Annotated in this window: 18 protein-coding genes and 3 pseudogenes; 13 read left to right on the top strand and 8 right to left on the bottom strand. The window is 50.5% G+C overall.

Annotated elements, in window-relative coordinates; all coding sequences use genetic code 11:
* Positions 1–91 precede the first annotated feature (91 nt).
* The 8 genes and pseudogenes from TX85_RS09560 to TX85_RS09525 all read left to right on the top strand — a co-directional run bounded on the left by TX85_RS09560 (position 92) and on the right by TX85_RS09525 (position 7,344).
* On the top strand, positions 92–964 hold the full coding sequence (locus tag TX85_RS09560; RefSeq protein WP_044478880.1) for a 3-hydroxyacyl-CoA dehydrogenase family protein: 873 nt from the start codon (positions 92–94) through the stop codon (positions 962–964).
* Positions 961–2,166: an acetate/propionate family kinase gene (locus tag TX85_RS09555; RefSeq protein ID WP_044478879.1), complete on the top strand. Its 1,206-nt coding sequence runs from the start codon at positions 961–963 to the stop codon at positions 2,164–2,166. The genes TX85_RS09560 and TX85_RS09555 overlap by 4 nt, the downstream gene beginning before the upstream one ends.
* 40 nt (positions 2,167–2,206) lie before the next feature.
* A complete protein-coding gene (gene asnS, locus TX85_RS09550; protein WP_044478878.1) occupies positions 2,207–3,502 on the top strand; it encodes an asparagine--tRNA ligase in 1,296 nt (431 codons plus the stop codon).
* Positions 3,503–3,514: 12 nt separating this feature from the next.
* Positions 3,515–4,222, top strand: a complete 708-nt coding sequence (locus tag TX85_RS09545) for a DnaD domain-containing protein (protein WP_044478877.1) — start codon at positions 3,515–3,517, stop codon at positions 4,220–4,222.
* 178 nt (positions 4,223–4,400) lie between these two features.
* Positions 4,401–4,976: an RNA polymerase sigma factor gene (locus TX85_RS09540; RefSeq protein ID WP_233500675.1), complete on the top strand. Its 576-nt coding sequence runs from the start codon at positions 4,401–4,403 to the stop codon at positions 4,974–4,976.
* On the top strand, positions 4,973–5,425 hold the full coding sequence (locus TX85_RS09535; RefSeq protein WP_044478876.1) for a hypothetical protein: 453 nt from the start codon (positions 4,973–4,975) through the stop codon (positions 5,423–5,425). The genes TX85_RS09540 and TX85_RS09535 overlap by 4 nt, the downstream gene beginning before the upstream one ends.
* Complete coding sequence (locus TX85_RS09530; RefSeq protein WP_044478874.1) at positions 5,425–6,501, top strand: hypothetical protein; 1,077 nt, start codon at positions 5,425–5,427, stop codon at positions 6,499–6,501. Before TX85_RS09535 ends, TX85_RS09530 begins: the two co-directional genes overlap by 1 nt.
* A 224-nt stretch (positions 6,502–6,725) precedes the next feature.
* Positions 6,726–7,344, top strand: a pseudogene (locus TX85_RS09525) (DedA family protein).
* A gap of 92 nt (positions 7,345–7,436) precedes the next feature.
* Here the strand turns inward: TX85_RS09525 and proC are convergent.
* From proC to proB, 3 genes are read right to left on the bottom strand one after another with little or no spacing between them, the layout of a single operon-like run.
* Complete coding sequence (gene proC / locus TX85_RS09520) at positions 7,437–8,297, bottom strand: pyrroline-5-carboxylate reductase (RefSeq protein WP_044478873.1); 861 nt, start codon at positions 8,295–8,297, stop codon at positions 7,437–7,439.
* A 19-nt stretch (positions 8,298–8,316) separates the two neighbouring features.
* A complete protein-coding gene (locus TX85_RS09515; RefSeq protein ID WP_044478872.1) occupies positions 8,317–9,564 on the bottom strand; it encodes a glutamate-5-semialdehyde dehydrogenase in 1,248 nt (415 codons plus the stop codon).
* Between the two features lie 51 nt (positions 9,565–9,615).
* The gene (gene proB / locus TX85_RS09510; RefSeq protein WP_044478871.1) at positions 9,616–10,722 is read right to left on the bottom strand and encodes a glutamate 5-kinase; all 1,107 of its coding nucleotides are present in this window, start codon (positions 10,720–10,722) and stop codon (positions 9,616–9,618) included.
* 465 nt (positions 10,723–11,187) lie between these two features.
* Here proB and TX85_RS09505 point away from each other — a divergent pair, with 465 nt between their 5' ends.
* On the top strand, positions 11,188–11,985 hold the full coding sequence (locus TX85_RS09505; protein WP_044479947.1) for a carbon-nitrogen family hydrolase: 798 nt from the start codon (positions 11,188–11,190) through the stop codon (positions 11,983–11,985).
* On the opposite strand, the gene TX85_RS09500 is transcribed toward TX85_RS09505, so the two are convergent.
* Entirely contained in the window at positions 11,976–12,884 is a 909-nt protein-coding gene (locus TX85_RS09500) for a LysR family transcriptional regulator (RefSeq protein WP_044478870.1), read from the bottom strand. The genes TX85_RS09505 and TX85_RS09500 overlap by 10 nt on opposite strands.
* Before the next feature lie 203 nt (positions 12,885–13,087).
* Here TX85_RS09500 and lepB point away from each other — a divergent pair, with 203 nt between their 5' ends.
* On the top strand, positions 13,088–13,645 hold the full coding sequence (gene lepB, locus TX85_RS09495; RefSeq protein WP_044478869.1) for a signal peptidase I: 558 nt from the start codon (positions 13,088–13,090) through the stop codon (positions 13,643–13,645).
* Positions 13,646–14,024: 379 nt separating this feature from the next.
* Positions 14,025–14,402: a cupredoxin domain-containing protein gene (locus tag TX85_RS09485; protein ID WP_044478867.1), complete on the top strand. Its 378-nt coding sequence runs from the start codon at positions 14,025–14,027 to the stop codon at positions 14,400–14,402.
* A gap of 250 nt (positions 14,403–14,652) precedes the next feature.
* Here TX85_RS09485 and TX85_RS09480 read toward each other — a convergent pair whose 3' ends face one another.
* From TX85_RS09480 to TX85_RS09465, 4 genes are read right to left on the bottom strand one after another with little or no spacing between them, the layout of a single operon-like run.
* Positions 14,653–14,949 carry a metal-sulfur cluster assembly factor gene (locus TX85_RS09480; protein WP_044478865.1) on the bottom strand — a complete coding sequence of 99 codons (297 nt, stop codon included), beginning with the start codon at positions 14,947–14,949 and terminating at the stop codon, positions 14,653–14,655.
* 28 nt (positions 14,950–14,977) lie between these two features.
* Entirely contained in the window at positions 14,978–16,222 is a 1,245-nt protein-coding gene (locus tag TX85_RS09475) for a hypothetical protein (RefSeq protein ID WP_233500674.1), read from the bottom strand.
* 12 nt (positions 16,223–16,234) lie between these two features.
* Entirely contained in the window at positions 16,235–16,789 is a 555-nt protein-coding gene (locus TX85_RS09470; RefSeq protein ID WP_044478864.1) for a DUF2249 domain-containing protein, read from the bottom strand.
* A gap of 22 nt (positions 16,790–16,811) precedes the next feature.
* Positions 16,812–17,756: a multicopper oxidase domain-containing protein gene (locus TX85_RS09465; protein ID WP_233500673.1), complete on the bottom strand. Its 945-nt coding sequence runs from the start codon at positions 17,754–17,756 to the stop codon at positions 16,812–16,814.
* A 355-nt stretch (positions 17,757–18,111) separates the two neighbouring features.
* Here TX85_RS09465 and leuC point away from each other — a divergent pair.
* A pseudogene (leuC, locus tag TX85_RS09460) lies at positions 18,112–19,536 on the top strand (3-isopropylmalate dehydratase large subunit).
* Between the two features lie 22 nt (positions 19,537–19,558).
* Positions 19,559–20,158 (top strand): annotated as a pseudogene (gene leuD, locus TX85_RS09455) (3-isopropylmalate dehydratase small subunit).
* The last annotated feature ends 120 nt before the right edge of the window (positions 20,159–20,278 follow it).

Genomic DNA, 20,278 nt, shown 5'->3' with positions numbered 1-20,278 from the left:
TATTATTATATGTTGGGTATAGTCTGAAGTATTATTCGACATCAAGGGTACAATATGTGTAGAGACCACGAAAGGATGGAGAGAGAGAAGTATGAACTTCAAAAGAATTGGCGTAATTGGTGGCGGCACCATGGGCCAAGGAATCAGCGAGATGCTGGCTTCCAAAGGGCTCGATGTTTTATTGGTCGAAGAAAATAGCGACAAGCTCAATTATGCTTACAGCATGATCGAGACAAGTCTTGACAAGCAGCTTGAGAAATGGGCATTGACCAATGCGGAGAAGAAATTGATCTTGTCCAAAATTCATAAAGTGACACATTTTGCCGAACTCGGTACCTGCGACATGGTGATCGAGACCATTTCGGAAGATTTGGATGCGAAAAAAGAGGTATTCAAGCAGTTGGATCAGGTTTGCCCAAGCAATATTATTCTTGCCAGCAACACCTCTACACTAAGCTTGACAGAAATTGCCGGATCGACAATGTATCCTGAGCGTGTGATCGGCATGCACTTCATTTATCCTGTTGCTAAAATCAATCTTGTTGAGCTGATCCGCGGATTAAAAACTTCGGATGCAACTTTCGAAGAGACAAAGGGATTTGTGGAAGAGGTTGTTGAGAAGCGCGGCGTTATGGTGTATGAATCCCCTGGATTTGTAACATCGAGAATTATCTGCGTGATGATTAACGAGGCATTGCATGTTCTGGGTGAAGGCGTTGCTACCGCTGAGGATATCGATGATGCGATGAGAATCGGATATCAATTCCAATACGGACCGCTTGAAATGGCTGACCGTTTCGGTCTGGATTCTGTGCTTGCCGCGCTTGAGCGGATGTTCCGCGAGTTCGGGGACTTGAAATACCGTCCTTCCTATGTTCTGAAAAAGATGGTCCGCGCAGGCTCTCTCGGCATGAAGACGGGCGAAGGCTTTTTCAAATACGACAAGGATGGTGACCGGATATGAAATTGCTAGTCATTAATGCGGGAAGCTCTTCCCTGAAATATCAACTCTATGACATGACAGATGAGTCTGTTCTGGCTAAAGGCCTGGTGGAACGGATCGGGATGGACTCTTCGATTCTGACTCACAAGCCTACCGGCAAGGAAGACGTTACAGAAGTAAGCGAAATTCTTGAGCATACTACAGCGATCCGTAAAGTATTGGACAAGCTGGTGGACCCTGAGTGCGGCGTATTGAAGTCCGTAGACGAAATCCAAGCCGTTGGTCATCGCGTTGTACACGGTGGTGAAGCGTTCAAAGGCTCTGCACTGGTTACAGGTGATGTGAAGTCGGAAATTCGCCGTCTGTTTGACCTGGCACCGCTGCATAATCCGCCTGCCATTTTGGGGATTACGGCTGCTGAGAAGAATATGCCTAACGTACCGCAAGTGGTTGTATTTGATACAGCGTTCCACCAAACGATGGAGGAGAAGGTATATCTCTATCCGATTCCTAAGGTACTGTACAAGAAGCACCATATCCGCCGCTACGGCATGCATGGTACTTCACATGATTATGTGAGCAAGGTAGCTGCTGAGGTTGTCGAGCGTCCGCTTGAAGAGCTGAAGATCATTACGTGCCACATCGGCAACGGCGCCAGCTTGACAGCTGTTCAAGGCGGCGTATCTGTGGATACGTCCATGGGACTGACTCCGCTTGAAGGCTTGATGATGGGTACGCGCAGCGGTGATGTGGATCCTGCTGTGGTCACCTTCGTCATGAACAAGGAGGAGCTGTCGCTCAGCGAAGTGAACTCCATGCTGAACAAGCACAGCGGGCTGTTGGCGATTTCGGGCAGCAGCAGTGACATGCGTGACATTACAGACGGTATGGAAGCGGGTGAACCAAATGCTACACTGGCATTTGAGATGTATGAATACCGCCTGCGCAAATACATCGGGTCCTACGCCGCAGCAATGAACGGCGTCGATGTGATCGTATTTACCGCCGGTGTTGGTGAAAATTCAGCAGTTGTACGTGAGAAGGTTTGCGAAAACCTGACTTATCTTGGCGTAGAGCTTGATCCTGAACTGAACAAGGTGCGCTCCGGTGATCCTCGCCGCATCTCCACACCAAACTCCAAGGTGGACGTGCTTGTCATTCCTACGAATGAGGAATTGGTGATTGCCCGGGATACGTTCCGGATCGTACAGGAAAACAAATAATATTCTTCACTGATAACAGTATTAAGAGGAGAGATCAGTCATGGCGAACAAAACCGTGATTCGTCAGGTTAACGAGCACGTCGGAGAGACCGTCGTAATCGGCAGTTGGCTTAACAATAAACGTTCAAGCGGGAAGATCCAGTTCCTTCAGCTTCGGGACGGGACCGGCTACATTCAGGCCGTTGTAGTCAAGAGCGAGGTGTCCGAGGATACCTGGAACAATGCGAAGAGCTTAACCCAGGAATCCTCCATGTATGTTACCGGCATTATCCGCGAAGAGCCTCGCAGCCAGTCCGGTTACGAGATGACGGTAACAGAGCTGGAAATTCTTCATCTGACCGATAACTATCCGATCACCCCGAAGGAGCATGGCGTTGACTTCCTGATGGATCACCGCCATCTGTGGCTGCGTTCCTCCAAGCAGCGCGCAATTATGGTGATCCGTGCGGAGATTATTCGTGCGGTTCAGCAATTTTTTGATCAGAATGGATTTACGCTGGTCGATCCGCCGATCCTGACACCAACCTCAGCGGAAGGCACAACGAACCTGTTCCATACGAAATATTTCGAGGAGGACGCTTACCTCACACAGAGCGGCCAGTTGTATATGGAAGCTGCCGCAATGGCTCTGGGTAAGGTTTACTCCTTCGGCCCGACATTCCGTGCGGAGAAGTCAAAAACCCGCCGTCACCTGATTGAATTCTGGATGATTGAGCCGGAGATGGCATTCACGGATCACGAAGAGAGCCTGAAGGTTCAGGAGCAATTCATCTCTCATGTCGTGCAGTCCGTCCTGAAGAATTGCCGCACTGAGCTGGAGGCCATCGGCCGCGATGTGTCCAAGCTGGAGCAAATTCAGGCTCCGTTCCCGCGGATTACTTATGACGAAGCCATCGAGTTCCTGAACAGTCAGGATTTCGATATTCCTTGGGGCGAAGACTTTGGTGCCCCGCATGAGACCGCCATTGCAGAACGCTATGACAAGCCGGTATTCATCACTCATTATCCTGCCAGCATCAAGGCTTTCTATATGAAGCCGGACCCGAATCGTCCAGAGGTTGTTCTGTGCGCCGACATGATCGCGCCAGAAGGTTATGGCGAGATTATCGGGGGTTCCCAGCGGATCGACGATCCGGAGCTGATGGAAGAACGGTTCAAAGAGCACAGCTTGTCAGCTGAAACCTATCAATGGTATATGGACCTGCGGAAATACGGCTCGGTACCTCATTCCGGATTTGGCCTTGGGCTTGAGCGGACCGTAGCATGGATCTGCGGGCTGGATCACGTACGGGAGACGATTCCGTTCCCGCGGACGCTGTATCGTCTGTATCCTTAAGCGGGTGACCCGATGATGAACGATGCCTGGAAGGCCTGGACCAAAGGGGTGTCCTTTGCCATGAAGTCAGGGACGGTGAACATCCCTTACCCTTTGCTGACACAATACCGGAGTCTTGGACTCGGCGATACAGAGGCAATGCTGCTGCTGCAACTGCTGGCGTTTAAGCAGGTGGATCAGGATGAGTTCCCTTCCATGGATCTGCTTGAGCACCGCATGCAGCTTCAGGCTGGAGAAGTCTCGAAGGCTGTGCGCAAGCTGTTGAAGGAAGGCTGGATCAGTATCGATCAATTCACCGATGAAGCGACCGGTCGCCAATCGGAGAGCTATAATCTGTCCGGCATGTATGAACGGCTGGCTGAATCAATGGCTGCGGAGCAGGAGAATTCCCGGGAGTGGCGAGCAGTCTCCGGAGAAACACCTGCTGCAGAGTCCGAGCACCGCAAGCTGGAAGAGCAGGCACGGAATCTGTTCGTCGTATTTGAGACGGAATTCGCCAGACCTCTGTCACCAATGGAGTGCGAGACGATCTCCGGCTGGATTGATCAGGATCGTTATCCTGAGGAACTGATACGTCTTGCTTTGAAGGAAGCTGTATTTGCTGGCAAGGTTCATTTTCGATATATTGACCGGATTCTGCTGGAGTGGAACCGCAACCGGGTACGGACCGCAGAGGACGCGAAAGCCTATATTCAACGTTTCCGCACAGGCGGACGATAATTCTTGAGTTAGGGTATGCCTACACTCCGTTCCTCCTTGTTCGGATTTTCGCAACCTTTTCGGTGCTGAAAACTGACTTTTTTGAACACTAACATTCCCGTTCATGACTGAAATGGTCTGAGGGGAATGTTTTTTTTATTTTATGCAGGGGGAAGTCCTGTTTCATACGTCTATATTATTGTGGAGGGAGGGGAGAGAGATCGGAGAAGAATCAGAGCAATTTATCAGACTGCTCAAAAAAAGAGACCGCGAAGCCTTTGAGACTTTTGTACGCGAGTATAGTCCGCTTGTCTATCGAGCTGCCTATTCCGTATTGCACGACGAGCAGGATGCCAAGGATGCAGCGCAGGAGACCTTCCTCCAGGCATACAAATCTCTCCCTGACTATCGATCCTCCGGGTTCAAGACATGGCTGAGCCGGATTGCTGTGAATAAGGCGATTGATATGAAGCGGAAGAAGCACCGGAGGCAGGAGGAGCACTGGGATCCTGCCCAGGTTGCTGACGGTCTGCCGGACCGGGAAGAGGATTTTGTACGGAGACTGGTCCGCAAGGAGCGCAGCATGGAGCTCAAGCAGCGAATTACCGACCTTCCGCCTGCACACCGTCAAGTGGTGACCTCTTTTTATCTGGAGGGAAAAAGCAATGACAGCATCGCAGCTGAATTAGGCCAAGCGCCGAAGACGATTGAATCAAGATTGTACCGGGCCAGAGCCTGGCTTCGCAAGCATTGGAAGGAGGAGGATTGGAAATGACATATCCGGCTGAACATGAGAATGAGCTGTGGAAGAAATATATACGCGGTGAACTATCACCAGACTTAATGATGAAGCTGGAGAACTTGCTCGAACGGGATGATGCCGTGTTTGCAAAGTATTTTGAAGCACTCACGTCATTGGAGGAGGAGTTGCCGTCAATCCGTGATGAGGCTGGGTTCGCCTCTGAGATCCTTCAATGCTTGCCGGAGGCAGGCTTGCAAGGAGCAACAAGGACTTATCCCGATTCAAGACGGCAATGGATCAACTATGGAATTGCAGCTGCGGCTACAATCTTACTTTTGGGCGGTGGATTTTTTGATCAAATGACGTCCGGTGTCGGCGCCTCTATAGGGACTTCAGATCCCGGCAAGTCAATCAGCAGTAAATGGATGGAGCGTGCAGGGACCTGGATGGATGATTTCAAAAATGAAGGGAAGGAACGTTAATGACTTATCCACGAAGTAAGATGCTTGCTTTGCTGCTCAATTTGATTCCTGGACTGGGATATTTCTATTGGGGAAGGAAAGTCAGAGCATTTTTATACCCGTTTTTCTTCTTTGGCGGCTTGTTTCTCGGCGCTGTTATATCGATGATTGCTGATGATGGGGAGCTCTTTCTAGCCGCATTTATCATGGGAGTCATTCTGTGGTGCATTTCAATGTTGGATTTGATAATCGTAATGCTTAGAGATGAGAGACGGATGGAACAGAGAATGTATGGTGATCCTGCTCTTCAGGTGCCGCTGGAAGCAAGCCAGGAGCGGTTCTTTACGTTGCTGCTCTCTTTTATTCCTGGACTGGGTCACTTTCAGCTTGGATTGATGCAGCGCGGCTTGAATTTCCTAATTTTATTCTTCGGATTAATCACGATGACCGTCGTGATTACAGGCATTACGCATGAGTCGGTATTCCTGCTCTTCCTGGGCCTGATCCCGATTATTTGGTTGTACTGCATGTTTGATGCCGCACAGCTTATCCACCGCAAACAGGCTGGGGAACCGTTAATGGACCGCTCTTTGCTGGATGAATGGGAGAGCGGCCGGATCGAAGGCCGCCGCAGCAAGGTGCTGGCAACTCTATTATCGGCCTTTCCCGGGGCAGGACAAATGTACCTGGGCCTGCAGAAGCGGGGGCTTCAAATGATGATACTGTTCATAGGCAGCTTCTATTTGATCGATGTCCTGCGTATTCCTGCATTTTTGTTCTTGCTGCCGGTCATTTGGTGTTTCAGCTTCTTTGACGGACTGCAGCAGACGAGCCGCTATGGTATTTTGCCGATGGAGGACATCCCTCTGGTTAAGTGGCGGGGAATGAGTCAGCACTGGCTGGGTGTGATTCTCGTCTTACTGGGCGTATATTATGTAGGAACCGAGTTTGTTGTCCCTATGATCGATCGCATACTCCCGGATCTTCATATTCAATACGTACTGTCCCAATATTTGCGTCCGGTATTGATTGCCGTGATGTTGATCGGCGGGGGAATTATGCTGATGAACCGGACACGCTCCGACCGGGCGATGTAAGTTGAACTTACGAAGCTACGAAAAAAGCATAAGTGTGAAATGTTAAAAGCTTTCTGTAAGAAAGCTGCTTCGGAAGCATAGAAGCGTCAGCGTTCGTAAGAACACTTCACAATTTGCCCCCTGCGTAGGTTCATTAGTTTAACTTGTCTAGCCTGATAGAAAGTGAACCTCTTAGTCTGTTATAATGTTTCTGATACTAAATTATATAAACATTGGAGGAGCAAGTGGAGAACTGGATTACGAACATGATGGAGCAATTTGGCTATTGGGGAATTCTGCTCTTAATCGCAGTTGAAAATGTGTTTCCCCCGATTCCGTCCGAGGTTATTTTGACATTTGGCGGATTTATGACCACTTACACCAACTTGACCGTGTTCGGTGTAATTGTGGTGGCAACAATTGGCTCGATTATCGGCGCTATTATTTTGTACGGTGTCGGTTATCTGGTTAATGTGGATCGGCTCGAGCAGTGGATTGGCAAGTATGGCAAGTACCTTCGTCTAAAAAAAAGAAGACGTTCGCCGCGCAGATGCCTGGTTTGACCGTTACGGCTACTGGACGGTGCTCTTCTGCCGAATGATCCCGCTCATTCGCAGTCTCATTTCGATCCCGGCCGGGATGTCGAAGATGAAATTCGGCTTGTCTCTGCTGTTTACGACGATCGGAACCGCTATCTGGAATACGATTCTCGTATCCGTAGGCGCCGCAGTCGGCGGAAACTGGGAAAGTATCGTTGAATTTATGGATGTGTATTCATATATTGCCTACGCACTGATTGCGGTCATCGGATTGGCTGCGGTCATCTGGTTCCTGCGGTCGCGAAGAAAATCGGAGCAGGAATAGAGTAATAAAAGAAGCTGTGTCTCCAGTAGATAATAATCTATTGAAGATCAGCTTCTTTTCGTTTGCTCATCGCTTCATTGGTCAAAGAGAAATCAGGACAAAGCGGCCTTCACCGCTTCACCCATCTCGCGGGAGCGCTCGGAACAGCGATGAACCGCCGCCTTCACGCCAGCGGTGAAATGGTGGGCATCCAACACCTCGATCGCAGCCTGGGTAGAGCCGTTAGGGGAAGTAATGTCCTTCCGAAGCTTTGCGGGGTCTTCGCCCGTTTCATTCATCATGACCGCAGCCCCAAGAACGGTCTGTACGGTCAATTCACGGGCGTGCTCCGCGGTCAATCCGCCTTCGATGCCTGCGGCAATCATGGCCTCCATCATGTAATAAATGTATGCAGGTCCGCTGCCGGACACGCCCGTCAATATGTCCATTTGAGCTTCGGGAATCACACTGACCTGTCCTACCGCCTCGAACATGCTCATTACATTTTGCCGCTGTTTCGCGTTGACCTCGGAGGAGAGCGATATACCGGTGGCTCCGAGTCCGATGGAGGAGGAGGTATTGGGCATTGTTCTCGCGATCGGCAGGGCTCTGCCTAGCAGCGCCTGTATCGTTGATATCGATAAGCCGGCGATGACGGAGACGATCAGCGGATTGCCGATTAGCTTCGTGCCAAGCGCTCTTAATGCTTCTGCGGCATCCTTCGGCTTCATGGCGAGCACGATGACCGAAGCCTCCTGAAGATCCTTATCCTTCTCTGCATCCTGCGAAGCTGTGCGAACACCGTATTCACCGGACAAGTATTCAAGTCTTTCCAGGTTGCTGCGATTATGCATAATAATCTGAGCAGGCTTAGCCACTCCTTTATGAATCAATCCGCGAACGATGGACTCTGCCATGGAGCCTGCTCCGGAAAAGCAAATTTGTTCAGTTTCATGCAACCGATTGTCGTTCATGCTTCATCTCCTCCTGATATTAGCTGCGGATCTGGCCGCTGCCATAGATAATATATTTGCTGGAAGTGAGAGCAGGGAGTCCCATGGGTCCCCGGGCATGCAGCTTCTGTGTGCTAATGCCGATTTCAGCGCCGAATCCGAATTCAAAGCCATCTGTGAAGCGGGTCGAAGCATTATGATATACGGCCGCAGCATCAATTTCTTGCTGGAAGCGTGCCGCATGCTCCTCATTTTCCGTCACAATGCACTCCGAATGCTTCGTACCGAAGCGTGCGATATGAGCTAGTGCTTCATTCAGTTCATGAACTATTTTTACATTTAAAATATAATCATTGTACTCCGTCGCAAAGTCCTCGTCCGTTGCGGGGGATGCCCAAGGAATCAGCTCTCGGGTCTGTTCACACCCTCGCAGTTCCACGCCTGCTTCCTTGAATTGGGATGCAAGCCGGGAGAGGTGAGCCTTGGCATAAGCCTCATGCACCAGCAGCGTCTCCATCGCATTGCAGACAGATGGGCGCTGTACCTTGGCATTTAACGCGATGGCAGCAGCCATCTCAGGCTGGGCTGTCTCATCCAGATAAGTATGGCAAATTCCGGCCCCTGTCTCAATAACCGGAACGGTAGCGTTCTGAACGACATTCTGGATCAGTGAGCTGCCTCCGCGCGGAATGACGACATCCAGCAATCCGTTTAGCTTCAGCATTTCGTCCACCGAAGAGCGGTCCGGGTCCTCGATCAACTGAATAGCCTCCACAGGCAATGCGGTTTCAGCAAGTGCCTCGTGAATCACCTTGACGATCGCCCGGTTTGAGGAAAGTGCGGAGGAACCGCCGCGGAGAACAACGGCATTACCGGTCTTCAGGCACAGCCCGGCGGCATCAACGGTTACATTTGGCCGAGCTTCATAGATGATGCCGATCACTCCGAGAGGAACGCGGCGTTTTACGATATGAAGTCCGTTCGGACGGTCAATGGTCTCCAGCACATCTCCGACCGGATCGGGAAGCTCCACAATTTGCCGGAGTCCTTCGGCAATGCCGCCGATGCGCTCAGGAGTCAATTTCAACCGATCCAGCAGGGAATCAGATGTTCCGTTTGCTCTCCCACGCTCCAGATCTTCTTCGTTCGCACGTAAAATCTCATCACTTCTCGCCAGCAAGGCGTCGGCCGCGGCTAATAATGCCTGATTTTTCTGCTCTGTAGTCAATTTCGCCATTGCTGTGGCAGCTTGGCCCGCCAATCCAGCCTTCATTCGTACTTCGCTCATTGAAAAAACCTCCTCAAATTTAATATGCATAAATCATGATAAATTTACCTGCTATGGCTTCAGGGAGATCCATTCATCCCGATGAATAACTTCAAGCCTGTGTACATCGTTAAGCTGCTTCATAACCTCACTGCTTGGCAGGCCCATAATTTGCTGAACCTGATCGGAATCATAGTTGACAATCCCTCGTCCAAGCACTTCGCCTCTCCGATTCTGTACTTCAACCACATCACCGGTCTGAAAATGTCCATGTACGGAGCGAATGCCCACAGGCAGGAGACTGCGTCCATGAAGAATAATTGCTTCTTCGGCACCATCATCGACGGTTAGGCTGCCCAGGGGAGTAGACAGGAACCCGAGCCATTGCTTCTTACGCGGCAAGGCGGCATTGCGGGTGTCAAAATAGGTCCCGCGTCCACGGCCTTGGGCGCCAGCAAGCAAGTCGCCAGCCGTATCAGCCTTGCCGACAAAGACGTCCACACCCCCGCGGGAAGCAATCTTGGCAGCTTCGATCTTGGAGCGCATTCCGCCGGTGCCTACAGAGGAGCCTGCGCCTCCGGCAACACCCATGATCTCTTCGGTAATTTCGGTGACTCTGGCGATCCGTTCGGCATTAGGATCATGTCGCGGGTCTTTCGTGTATAATCCGTCCATATCTGTAAGAATCAGCAACTGATCCGCTTTGATCAAATTGCCGACGAGGGCGCTTAAGGTATCGTTATCTCCGAACTTCAGCTCATCCACCGATACGGTATCGTTCTCGTTAATGATAGGAAGAACGCCGCGGCCAAGCAGTTCCTCAAGCGCCATGCTGGCGTTGCCCATCCGCTTCCGGTTCTGAAAATCTGAACGGGTAAGCAGCACCTGGGCGGCAGAGATACCATGCTGAGCCAGCGCTTCACGGTAGGCTTGCATCAGCAAGGCTTGGCCTACAGCGGCTGCGGCCTGCTTCTCATGAAGCAACTTGGGCCGCTCCCGGTACCCGATCTCCCGGAATCCGGCAGCAACCGCACCGGAGGAGACGAGCGCGATCTGGTATCCGGTTGCCCTTAGACCGGCAAGCTCGGAAGCAAAGAAGCTTACTGCCTCCCGGTTCAAGCCGCCCTCCGCCGTTGTGAGCGAGCTGCTTCCGATTTTGATTACAATACGATGTTGCATGAAGACCACTCCTTCAGGACACAAACCGATTTCTGATAAAACAAAAAAACCTCCGCCTTTGGCATGCAAAGGACGAAAGTTTAGCTTCCGCGGTACCACCTTTATTGATGAGAGAACTCATCCGACTTGGTTAGCCCGATAACAGGGGCACTGTCCGTCTTGTTACAACGGCCGTTCAGGGATAGGGTTCAAAGCTTAGCGGTATGCGGATTCTCACAGCCAACGGAATCTGCTCTCTGGGGCCGCTGTCGGGCTTCTACTGGTCCCGTCATTACGTTTGCTTGCATATAGTCATTTCGCTTAACCTTAAATGAATTACTGATAGAATACCATGCAGGATTAGTCAATGCAAAGCATAAATCCGAAAACAATGGTAAGTACGGCCGTTTTCTCTTGCTTGTCGGAAGTTTATCCAGCTAAGATATAGAAAAGGAACGTGAGGGGGTAAGAGCTGTGGATAAGCGAATGAGCCACCGGCGAATTAGTCTGATCCAGTGTGATATCGTGCTTGGCGAGCCTGCGGTAAATGAACGGAGATTAACGGAAATGCTTCAATCAGCGGCTGAAGCGCCAGAGAAGCCGGATATCATCGTCCTCCCCGAAATGTGGAATACAGGATATGCGATGGATCGGCTGAGAGCCCTTGCGGAACGGGATGAAATGCCCGGAATCCGCCGGAGAATGTCGGAGCTGGCTGCCCGGTATCAAGTTCAGATTGTGGCGGGATCAATCGCAGAGCTAAGGAACGGGAAGCTGTATAATACGATGTATGTATATAACCGCAGGGGAGAGGAGATTGCCTCCTACTCGAAAATCCATCTCTTTCGCCTGATGGAAGAGGAGAAATATCTGGAGCATGGCAAGGCCATAGGGCGTTTCGAGCTGGAGGGCCTCTCCTGCGGCGGGGCAATCTGCTACGACATCCGCTTTCCGGAGTTGTCGCGCGCGCTTGCACTGCGAGGCGTCCACGCCATGTTTGTCCCGGCTCAGTGGCCGCATCCCCGGCTGAACCATTGGCGGTCGCTTCTGATTGCCCGGGCTATCGAGAATCAAATGTACGTGGTGGCCTGCAACCGGGTCGGTGACTCAGGCTCCCAATCCTTCAGCGGACATTCGATGATTATTGATCCGTGGGGGGATATTACCGCAGAAGGCGGGGAGGGAGAACAGATTGTTAGCGGAAGGATTGATCACCAGCTTGTCCATGAGGTAAGGAGCAGTATCCCGGTATTCAGCGACCGGCAGCCGCAATATTATGACTGATTTCGCTGGGCCAGTATGGATTTGAACGTGTCGATGAATGCTTCCGCAGCCTTGGACAGATAGCGCCCGCGGCGAAAGGCGATCACCAGTGTCCGGCTGGGCTGTCCGGATAGCGGCAGATAGACCGGAATCAGCTCGCTTCGCTTGGCGCGCGCGATAAAGCGGGGAACAAGCGTAACTCCCATCCCCGCGGCTACGAGCGATTGAACCGTCTCAATATTGTTGCTTTCGAATACAATATTGGGCTCAAATCCGGCCTCATGACACAGATCAATGCTCAGCTTGCGGAAGCCCTGTCCCTTTTTCAGCACAATGAATGGATCATTCTTTAAGGCCGACAAGGACACACCCTCCGTGCTGTATGAGCTCGAGGCCAGCGCATGGTGCGGAGGAACGGCGAGATCAATCATTTCTTCACCGATTGGCTCGTAATCCAGTGAGGATTCTATCAACGGCAGAGAGAGCAGGCTAAGATCTGTCCCGCCGCCGGCAGTCAGCTTCTCCAAATTCAATGAGGTGTCTTCCAGCAACGTAACCTGAATATCCGGATAAGACTCCTTGAAGGCAGGCAAAACGTAGGGCAGCAGGTGCGAGCCTGTAATCGGCATGCTTCCCACCACGACACGACCAGCCCGAAGCTGGGATATATCGTCCATTTCCTGACGAAGCTGCTCAACGGCATCCATGATTTTTCTGGCATGCTCAATAAAGCTTGCTCCAGCATAAGTCAGCTCAACCGTACTGGTATTCCGCTGAAACAGCTTGACCCCAAGCTCTTGCTCCAGCTTCGAAAGCTGCTGGCTTAAGGAGGGCTGGGCGATATGGAGCTTCTCGGCCGCTCGGGAAAAATTGCGTTCCTCGGCAATCTGAAGCGTATATTGAAGTTGTCTTAATTCCACGGAACCATGCCTCCGATCTTTTGCTTTAAATTTGAATGATAGGCTTTTCCTATTAACAGTTTGTCCTATATAGGATAGTATCATGAATTAGAGCCGGACAGAACATGTTTGTGATTGACTGCTTGTTCTATGTATAATAGATGTATGCGGCTAGAAGAATTGGGCGGTTAAGACATAAGCTTTATATGGAGGGAATTATTTTAATGAAAATATGGAAAGAAATTCAGGGCTGGGGAGTAGCCGTTGGAATTGGCTTCCTGCTCAGTCTCATCATCGGGATTTTTGTTATTCAACCTTACAAAGTAGATGGACATTCCATGGAGCCGACGTTAAATGATAATCAGCGCATATATGCATGGAAGATCCGCCATACGCTGGATCAGTTGCCTGACTACGAAGACGTGGTTATCATCGACAGCCGGGTGGACCGCAATCGGACACTGTTGGATGATCTGAAGGAGCATCCGCTGATCCGGATTATATCGGGAACCTCGGAGAATGAGATCTTTTACGTCAAGCGTGTGATTGGCCTTGAGGGTGACCGGATTGAGATCAAGGACGGGACCGTATATCGTAATGGAGAACAGCTCGTCGAGCCTTATATTAAGGAACAGATGGTAGATACGGGTGTGGATCAGAGCTGGGAGATTCCGGAGGACCACATTTTCGTCCTGGGCGATAACCGCAATCATAGCAGTGACAGCCGGGTGATCGGGCCTATCCCGAAAAACCATATCATGGGTATTTATACTAAGAACTAATAAGTTTATGCGAAATATATCCAGTTATAGGCTTGAGGAGAGAAGAGAATGGTTGATGCTTGGCAGACATGCCCTTCCTGTAAATCTAAGAATGTAATTACTCGGGGCAAAAGATTCTATTTCCTGTTATTTTTCGGATTGGGCGGAGTTCTGTTGTGGATAGGATTGATGATTTACTGGCCGCTCCTCATTGCCGGTTTTATCGTCATTGTTATTTCAATGTTCAGCTTTATGATGCCGAGAGTGAACCGCTGCAGGGATTGCGGACATAAATGGAAGCCATAGTCCCGGTTTATACCTTTGTGACTGGAATCACGATGCTTGATTCCTCCTCATTCTAGAATAAATGTAATACAGTCACAGAAGGAGGAGCAGGCTTATGGCGCAGCTGAGAAGCACATGGATGTGGTGCCTTGCATTGGCCGCAGTACTGATGTTATCCGCATGCGGAAAAATCGAGGAACCTGCCGCAGGCGTTAGCCTGAGCGGAGGTCCGATTAAAGAATTTACCGTCCATGCCCGAAGCAGCGGTTACGATATACAAGAAATTAAAGTAAAGCAGGGCGATACCGTCAAGATCACGCTCAAAAATGAGCAGGGGATGCATTCCCTGAAGATCAAGGGCTACAACAAGGAAGTCCGTGGCGGAAAGACCATCACCTTTGTGGCGGATAAAGCGGGGGAATTCGATTTTTCCTGCAACATTTCCTGCGGGAAAAATCATGAGAACATGACTGGCAAGTTTATTGTGAAGTAAATGAATATATCGAAAAGCGTGAGTAACGAAGGCTCGATTCCTTCATCACTCACGCTTTTTTCCTGTTCAAATGCGAGTTTAAAAAGTCAGATTTTCAGCACCGAGAAGGTTGGATGAAGTCGGGTTTGAGGAGCGGAGCGTAGGCAAAACCTACGTGAGCACCGGAAAGCCCGACTGAATTCAAGATTCGATGCCGAATATGCTTCTGTATTACCTTCGTGATCAAAAGCTGACTTTTTGAACAACCTCTTCAGAAGCCCAGTTCACGCTTGGCGTCCTCGGACATCATATGCGGTGACCAGCGCGGCTCCCAGACGAGCTCCACCTCCACCTCGGAAATACCGAGGTTATCCTCCAGCACACGCCGTACGCCGCCGACAATGGTGTCGTGCATCGGACACCCTGGCGTCGTTAGAGTCATTTGGACGTAGACAGAATCTCCTTGATCCCGGATATCGAATACGAGTCCCAGATCGACGATATTTACGCCAAGCTCAGGGTCGTATACATCCTTCAGCAACTCACGAATAAACTGTGTGCGATCCATGTAAATCAACCTCCAATAGGATTAACGATTATCTAGAAAAGACAAGGGCAATTAACGATATATACGCTAGCGACACCAGCGAGAAAATCGTGCCGCTGACCGCGATCATAACCGGCGAATCCAATGCGATTCCGGCAAGCACGGCCAGATTCGAGCAGGCAATCAGTATCAAACCCAGATTTGCTTTCCGGTCGTTCAAGAGATCGGCCATGACCGGAGTTCCCGGTTTGCCGACCAATTTACCATATTTATGGGTCCACCACAGGAACGGCACGATTTTGGAAGCATAGCACAGGACCATAAAGGATACCCAGCAGTTCAAATAAAACCAGCCGATTATCAGCATCATTTTGGTCGTCATCAGCTGCTCCGGCGATCCGAGCAATTTGATCAGCAGGGCCAGGGCAAATACAGCAAACAATTGATTTCCATAGATGGTCCAGGCAATGCCTGCACCGGGCGTTCGCTTATGCCGCTTGCTCCGGATTTGCAGGAGATGAATATTGTAGCTGATCAATGCGAGCACGATGAGCGCCAGGGCGCCGCAGGTTACCCATAGACTCGTGCCGAACAGGAGAGAGACCGCTCCAGTAAGCACGCCGGCATTCCACAAGATCAAAGTGACATACTGCAGACGCGTATCATAATCATGGGACAGATAAAACATGGGCAGCAATTTGTAACTGAATCCGGTAATCAGCAAGCCGAACCATCCCAATGTTCCGAGGAAGATATGAGCCCGGAAAAAATTTTCATGCGCCTCGCCCAAAAATCCGGTGCCAAAGTCGATGCCCATGGACATGCCGCTAATCCCGGTCAGCAACAGATAGAACACGGCGCATGCGGTGCTGATCGTAATGGGATCCCACTTGCCCGCATGCAGCAGCGTCATCGCCATATTCCACACAAAGGCAACGATGCCAGCGAAGGCGAGAGTGGCAAACCCGGCGATCCATGCGATTTCCCCTTGAATGAAGCCAAACAGGAGGCCGAACAGCCCGAATGTAAACAGGAAATAGTGGGCGTAGCCAAGCCGCTCGCTGTAGATCTTTGACTGCAGGATCACATTGATCAGCTGATAAATCGCCCCCATGGCCAGCATCGTCGCCCATCCAAGCACAAACAGATGAACATGGAACCATCCAGTCGGTCCGCGAATTCCCTCGCCAATCCAGCCGGTTAGCGACATGATCGATGTAACATGAAACAGGATGAAGCCAAAGATTCCGGTCAATATGAATAAGAAGGGGAGACGGGATATCGAAGCATTCACGGCAATTTCCCCCTAAGCTTTAGTAATGGTTACTTTTGCCGATCCGTCCGGCTGATCCTCCACGGTAAAGGAGCATCCCAAGGTGTTCAGTTCTTCAATTAAAAATACCGGTACACGGTCATTGTGAATTTTAACCACATCTCCCGGACGGGAGCGGCCAAGCGCGGCAAGCGTTCGTACCATCGGCTGCGGCGGCTCCAGACCGCGGTTGTCCAGCTCGATCACTTTCGGACCGTCGCTATCTGAAGCACTCCGGCTTCGTTCCTGATTCGATGACGCAGACTTTGCGCCGGTGCCATCATCAGAATCCTCCAGCCACTGCTTGTGCTTTTTGTTAACAAATGTAGTGATCCAGTGTTCTTTATCTTGCTGTACACACTTGGAGACATATCCCTTCATCTTCAGAAAGCCGAGCAGCGGTGTTGGCTTAAAGGTAGCGTGCAGCACGAAAATATCATCCTGACCGAGTGTTTTCACGGTATCCATAATAAGCTGAAAGGGCTCAAGCTTGTTGCGAAGCTGTTCTCTTACGTCCAGTTCAACAATTTTGGCATTTTGCTTATCCATTTGAACTCACCTCTATTTTGAGTTAATGATTCATGGCTGGCTCGTGATTGTCTTTGCCGTCTTTTGTTACCCTTAAAATGGCGGTTGCACCCTTGGAAGCATCGTTGAGCTGATGCGTCAAAATCGGATAATCTCCTTCTTCGGTCAAGGTGACCTCAACGACTGCCGCTCCGCCGGAAGGGATCAGGACCGTTTGCATGCCATAAAGTACGTTTTTCGGATTCCCGTCAAGGTATACCTGATCCATTGTCGTGCCGACGACATGGAAGGAAGAGACTTCGTTCGGCCCGACATTCGTAACATAAAGACGAACCGTATCTCCGACTTTAGCGAGCAGCGGATGTTCCTTCAAAGTAAAATCGTCACCGTTGAATACGACATATTCGGGATTTTCATCAAGAAAGGCATCCTCGTCGTGTTCTCTGTACCATTCGCTCTGGACGATGATATATTCCCGGTCCACCACGGAATCAGAGGGGTATCCGTTGCTGGGCTCTACGATAATTGTGCCGTACATCCCGTTGGATACATGCAGTAGAATAGGACTCGTGCCGCAATGATACATAAATACGCCGGGCGTTGATGCCGGATAGGTGAAGGTGCCCTGTTCCGTCGGCATAACGTCGATAAACTTTTTGCTCGGCGCGGCATGGACGGCGTGAAAATCCATGGAGTGCGGCATGTCCGGGTCCATGTTTTTCAATGTAAAGTTGAGCGTGTCGCCTTCTTTCACCCGGATGACGGGACCGGGCACGGTTCCGTTAAAGGTCCAGGCATTGTAGAATACGCCTTCCGATATTTCCACATCCGTGACCTGGGCGGTCATTTCAATATTGACGATATTGCCTTCGCGTTGAATCACCGGTTCGACCGGCGGCTGATTCATGTGCTGAATCTCCGGCTCCTCAGCCGTTGATTCCTGCTCAATGGGGGATGAGGAATTCCAAACGGCGAAAACAACAATCATGCAAGATATAATTAAGAAAGCGGGCTTCGCGTATTTCTTCATCGTTCGCAGCACCTCTTAACGCATTGGAATTCTGAAATGAGCATATGATTTTTTTCACAGAGGTTTTGTGATTGGAAGCACATTCTTTAATACGTTCTTATTTTCGCCATACATTTCTTGTATGGCCCGTGGAGAATCCTGAGCTACCCAATCTGTCACGGTATACTGCCAGTTCCTTGATGATGCCCTGAACCGCCTCTTATAGGGAAATCCTATCAAAGCTATAGTTATTATATCTTGGAACTATGACATGAGGCGTGATATATTTATTCCAATAAGCAATGTCCGATAATTTCGGTATGGGGTGAATGATATGACTACTAAAAAGACGATGTATGAAAAAATCTGGGACAATCACGTAATCTATCAAGAGGAAGGCAAACCGAGCATTTTGTATATCGATTTGCATCTCGTTCACGAGGTCACATCTCCTCAAGCCTTTGAGGGACTTCGCCTGAGCGGGCGCAAGGTGCGCCGTCCTGAGCTGACCTTTGCGACCATGGACCACAACGTTCCTACCAAAGACCGCTACAACATTTCAGATCCGATCTCCAAGCAGCAGATCGACACCTTGTCGCAGAACTGCCGGGATTTTGGCGTAACCCTTTACGATCTCGATACGATTGACCAAGGCGTAGTTCACGTTATGGGGCCCGAGCTTGGTTTGACCCATCCGGGCAAGACCATCGTATGCGGAGACAGCCATACTTCCACGCATGGCGCATTTGGCGCACTCGCCTTCGGGATCGGAACGAGCGAGGTTGAACACGTGCTTGCCACGCAATGTCTGCAGCAAGCGAAAGCCAAGACACTGGAAGTGAGATTCGTCGGTAAGCGTAAGCCTGGAGTAACTGCGAAGGATATGATTCTGGGTGTCATTGCACAGTATGGTACGGACTTTGCTACCGGATATGTTATCGAGTATACCGGTGAAGCGATCACCGAGCTGTCCATGGAAGAACGCATGACCGTGTGCAACATGTCGATCGAAGGGGGCGCAAGAGCAGGATTGATCGCGCCTGACGAGACGACCTTTAATTATTTGCGCGGACGGCAGCATGTTCCTCAAGGAGACAGCTTTGAACAGGCTGTTGAACAGTGGAAGCAGCTGACGACAGATGAAGGTGCGGAGTATGACCGTGTAGTCTTGTTTGATGTAGATTCTCTGATTCCGCAGGTTACCTGGGGAACCAGCCCGGGCATGGGCACAAGCATTACGGACCGCGTGCCGAATCCTTCTGATTTTACTAGTGATAATGAACGTAAAGCTGCAGAGAAAGCACTTGAATATATGGGGCTTGAGCCTGGAACACCGATGACGAATATTGAGATCGATTATGTATTTATCGGTTCTCGCACCAACGGCCGGATCGAGGATCTGCGCGCAGCTGCGGCAGTTGCCAAGGGCTACAAGGTATCGGATAAAGTAACGGCAATTGTCGTTCCCGGCTCTGGCCGCGTCTAGATTCAGGCAGAGAAGGAAGGTCTGGATCAAGTATTTAAGGAAGCAGGCTTTGAATGGCGTGAAGCAGGATGCAGTATGTGTCTGGCGATGAATCCCGATGTTCTCCAACCTGGACAACGCTGTGCGTCAACCTCCAACCGGAACTTCGAGGGTCGCCAGGGACGCGGCGGCAGAACGCATCTCGTCTCCCCGGCTATGGCTGCGGCTGCTGCGATCAAGGGACGGTTCGTGGATGTGCGCGAATGGAATATCAAGAGCGAAGTCGTAAGCTAAGCGAAAGAGAGGAAGAAGGACTATGGAAGCATTTAAAAAAATGACGGGCATCGTCGGTCCGGTTGACCGGGTTAACGTGGATACTGACGCTATTATACCTAAACAGTTTTTGAAGCGGATCGAACGCACAGGCTTTGGGCAATTCCTGTTCTAAGAGTGGCGTTTTGATACCGAGGGGAATGTCAATCCGGAATTCGAGCTGAACAAGCCGCGTTATGAAGGAGCATCCGTTCTGATCTCCCGCGTGAACTTCGGCTGCGGCTCTTCCCGGGAGCACGCTCCTTGGGCGATTCTGGACTATGGCTTCCGCTCAGTAATTGCGCCGTCGTTCGCTGATATTTTCTACAACAACTGCTTCAAGAACGGAATTCTGCCGATTAAGTTATCCGAAGAGCAGGTGGAGGAGCTGTTCCAGCGTACGGCTGCACATGAAGGCTATCAGTTGCACGTCGATCTGGAAAATAAGAAGCTGACCGACGATTACGGTCTGGATCTGGATTTTGATCTTGACGAGCACCGCCGCCAATTCCTGCTCCAAGGGCTGGATGACATCGGCTTGACTCTTCAGCATGAGGATCTGATCTCCGCATACGAGCAGAAGAAATTTGCTCAAACTGTGTAGATTGCTAATTAAGTAACAAATTAAGAGAAGGGGCCGCTGTTTAGTAAGCCCCAAAAAAAGCTGCGCGAGAACGTAAGGTAACGTAACGGTAGTAGTACGTACGTTTCCTTCGTCCCGACC

Source organism: Paenibacillus antibioticophila (genome assembly GCF_000455265.1).
GTDB lineage: Bacteria > Bacillota > Bacilli > Paenibacillales > Paenibacillaceae > Fontibacillus > Fontibacillus antibioticophila.
Note: the sequence above shows the minus strand (reverse complement) of the source record. Positions and strands in the feature narration are given on the sequence as shown.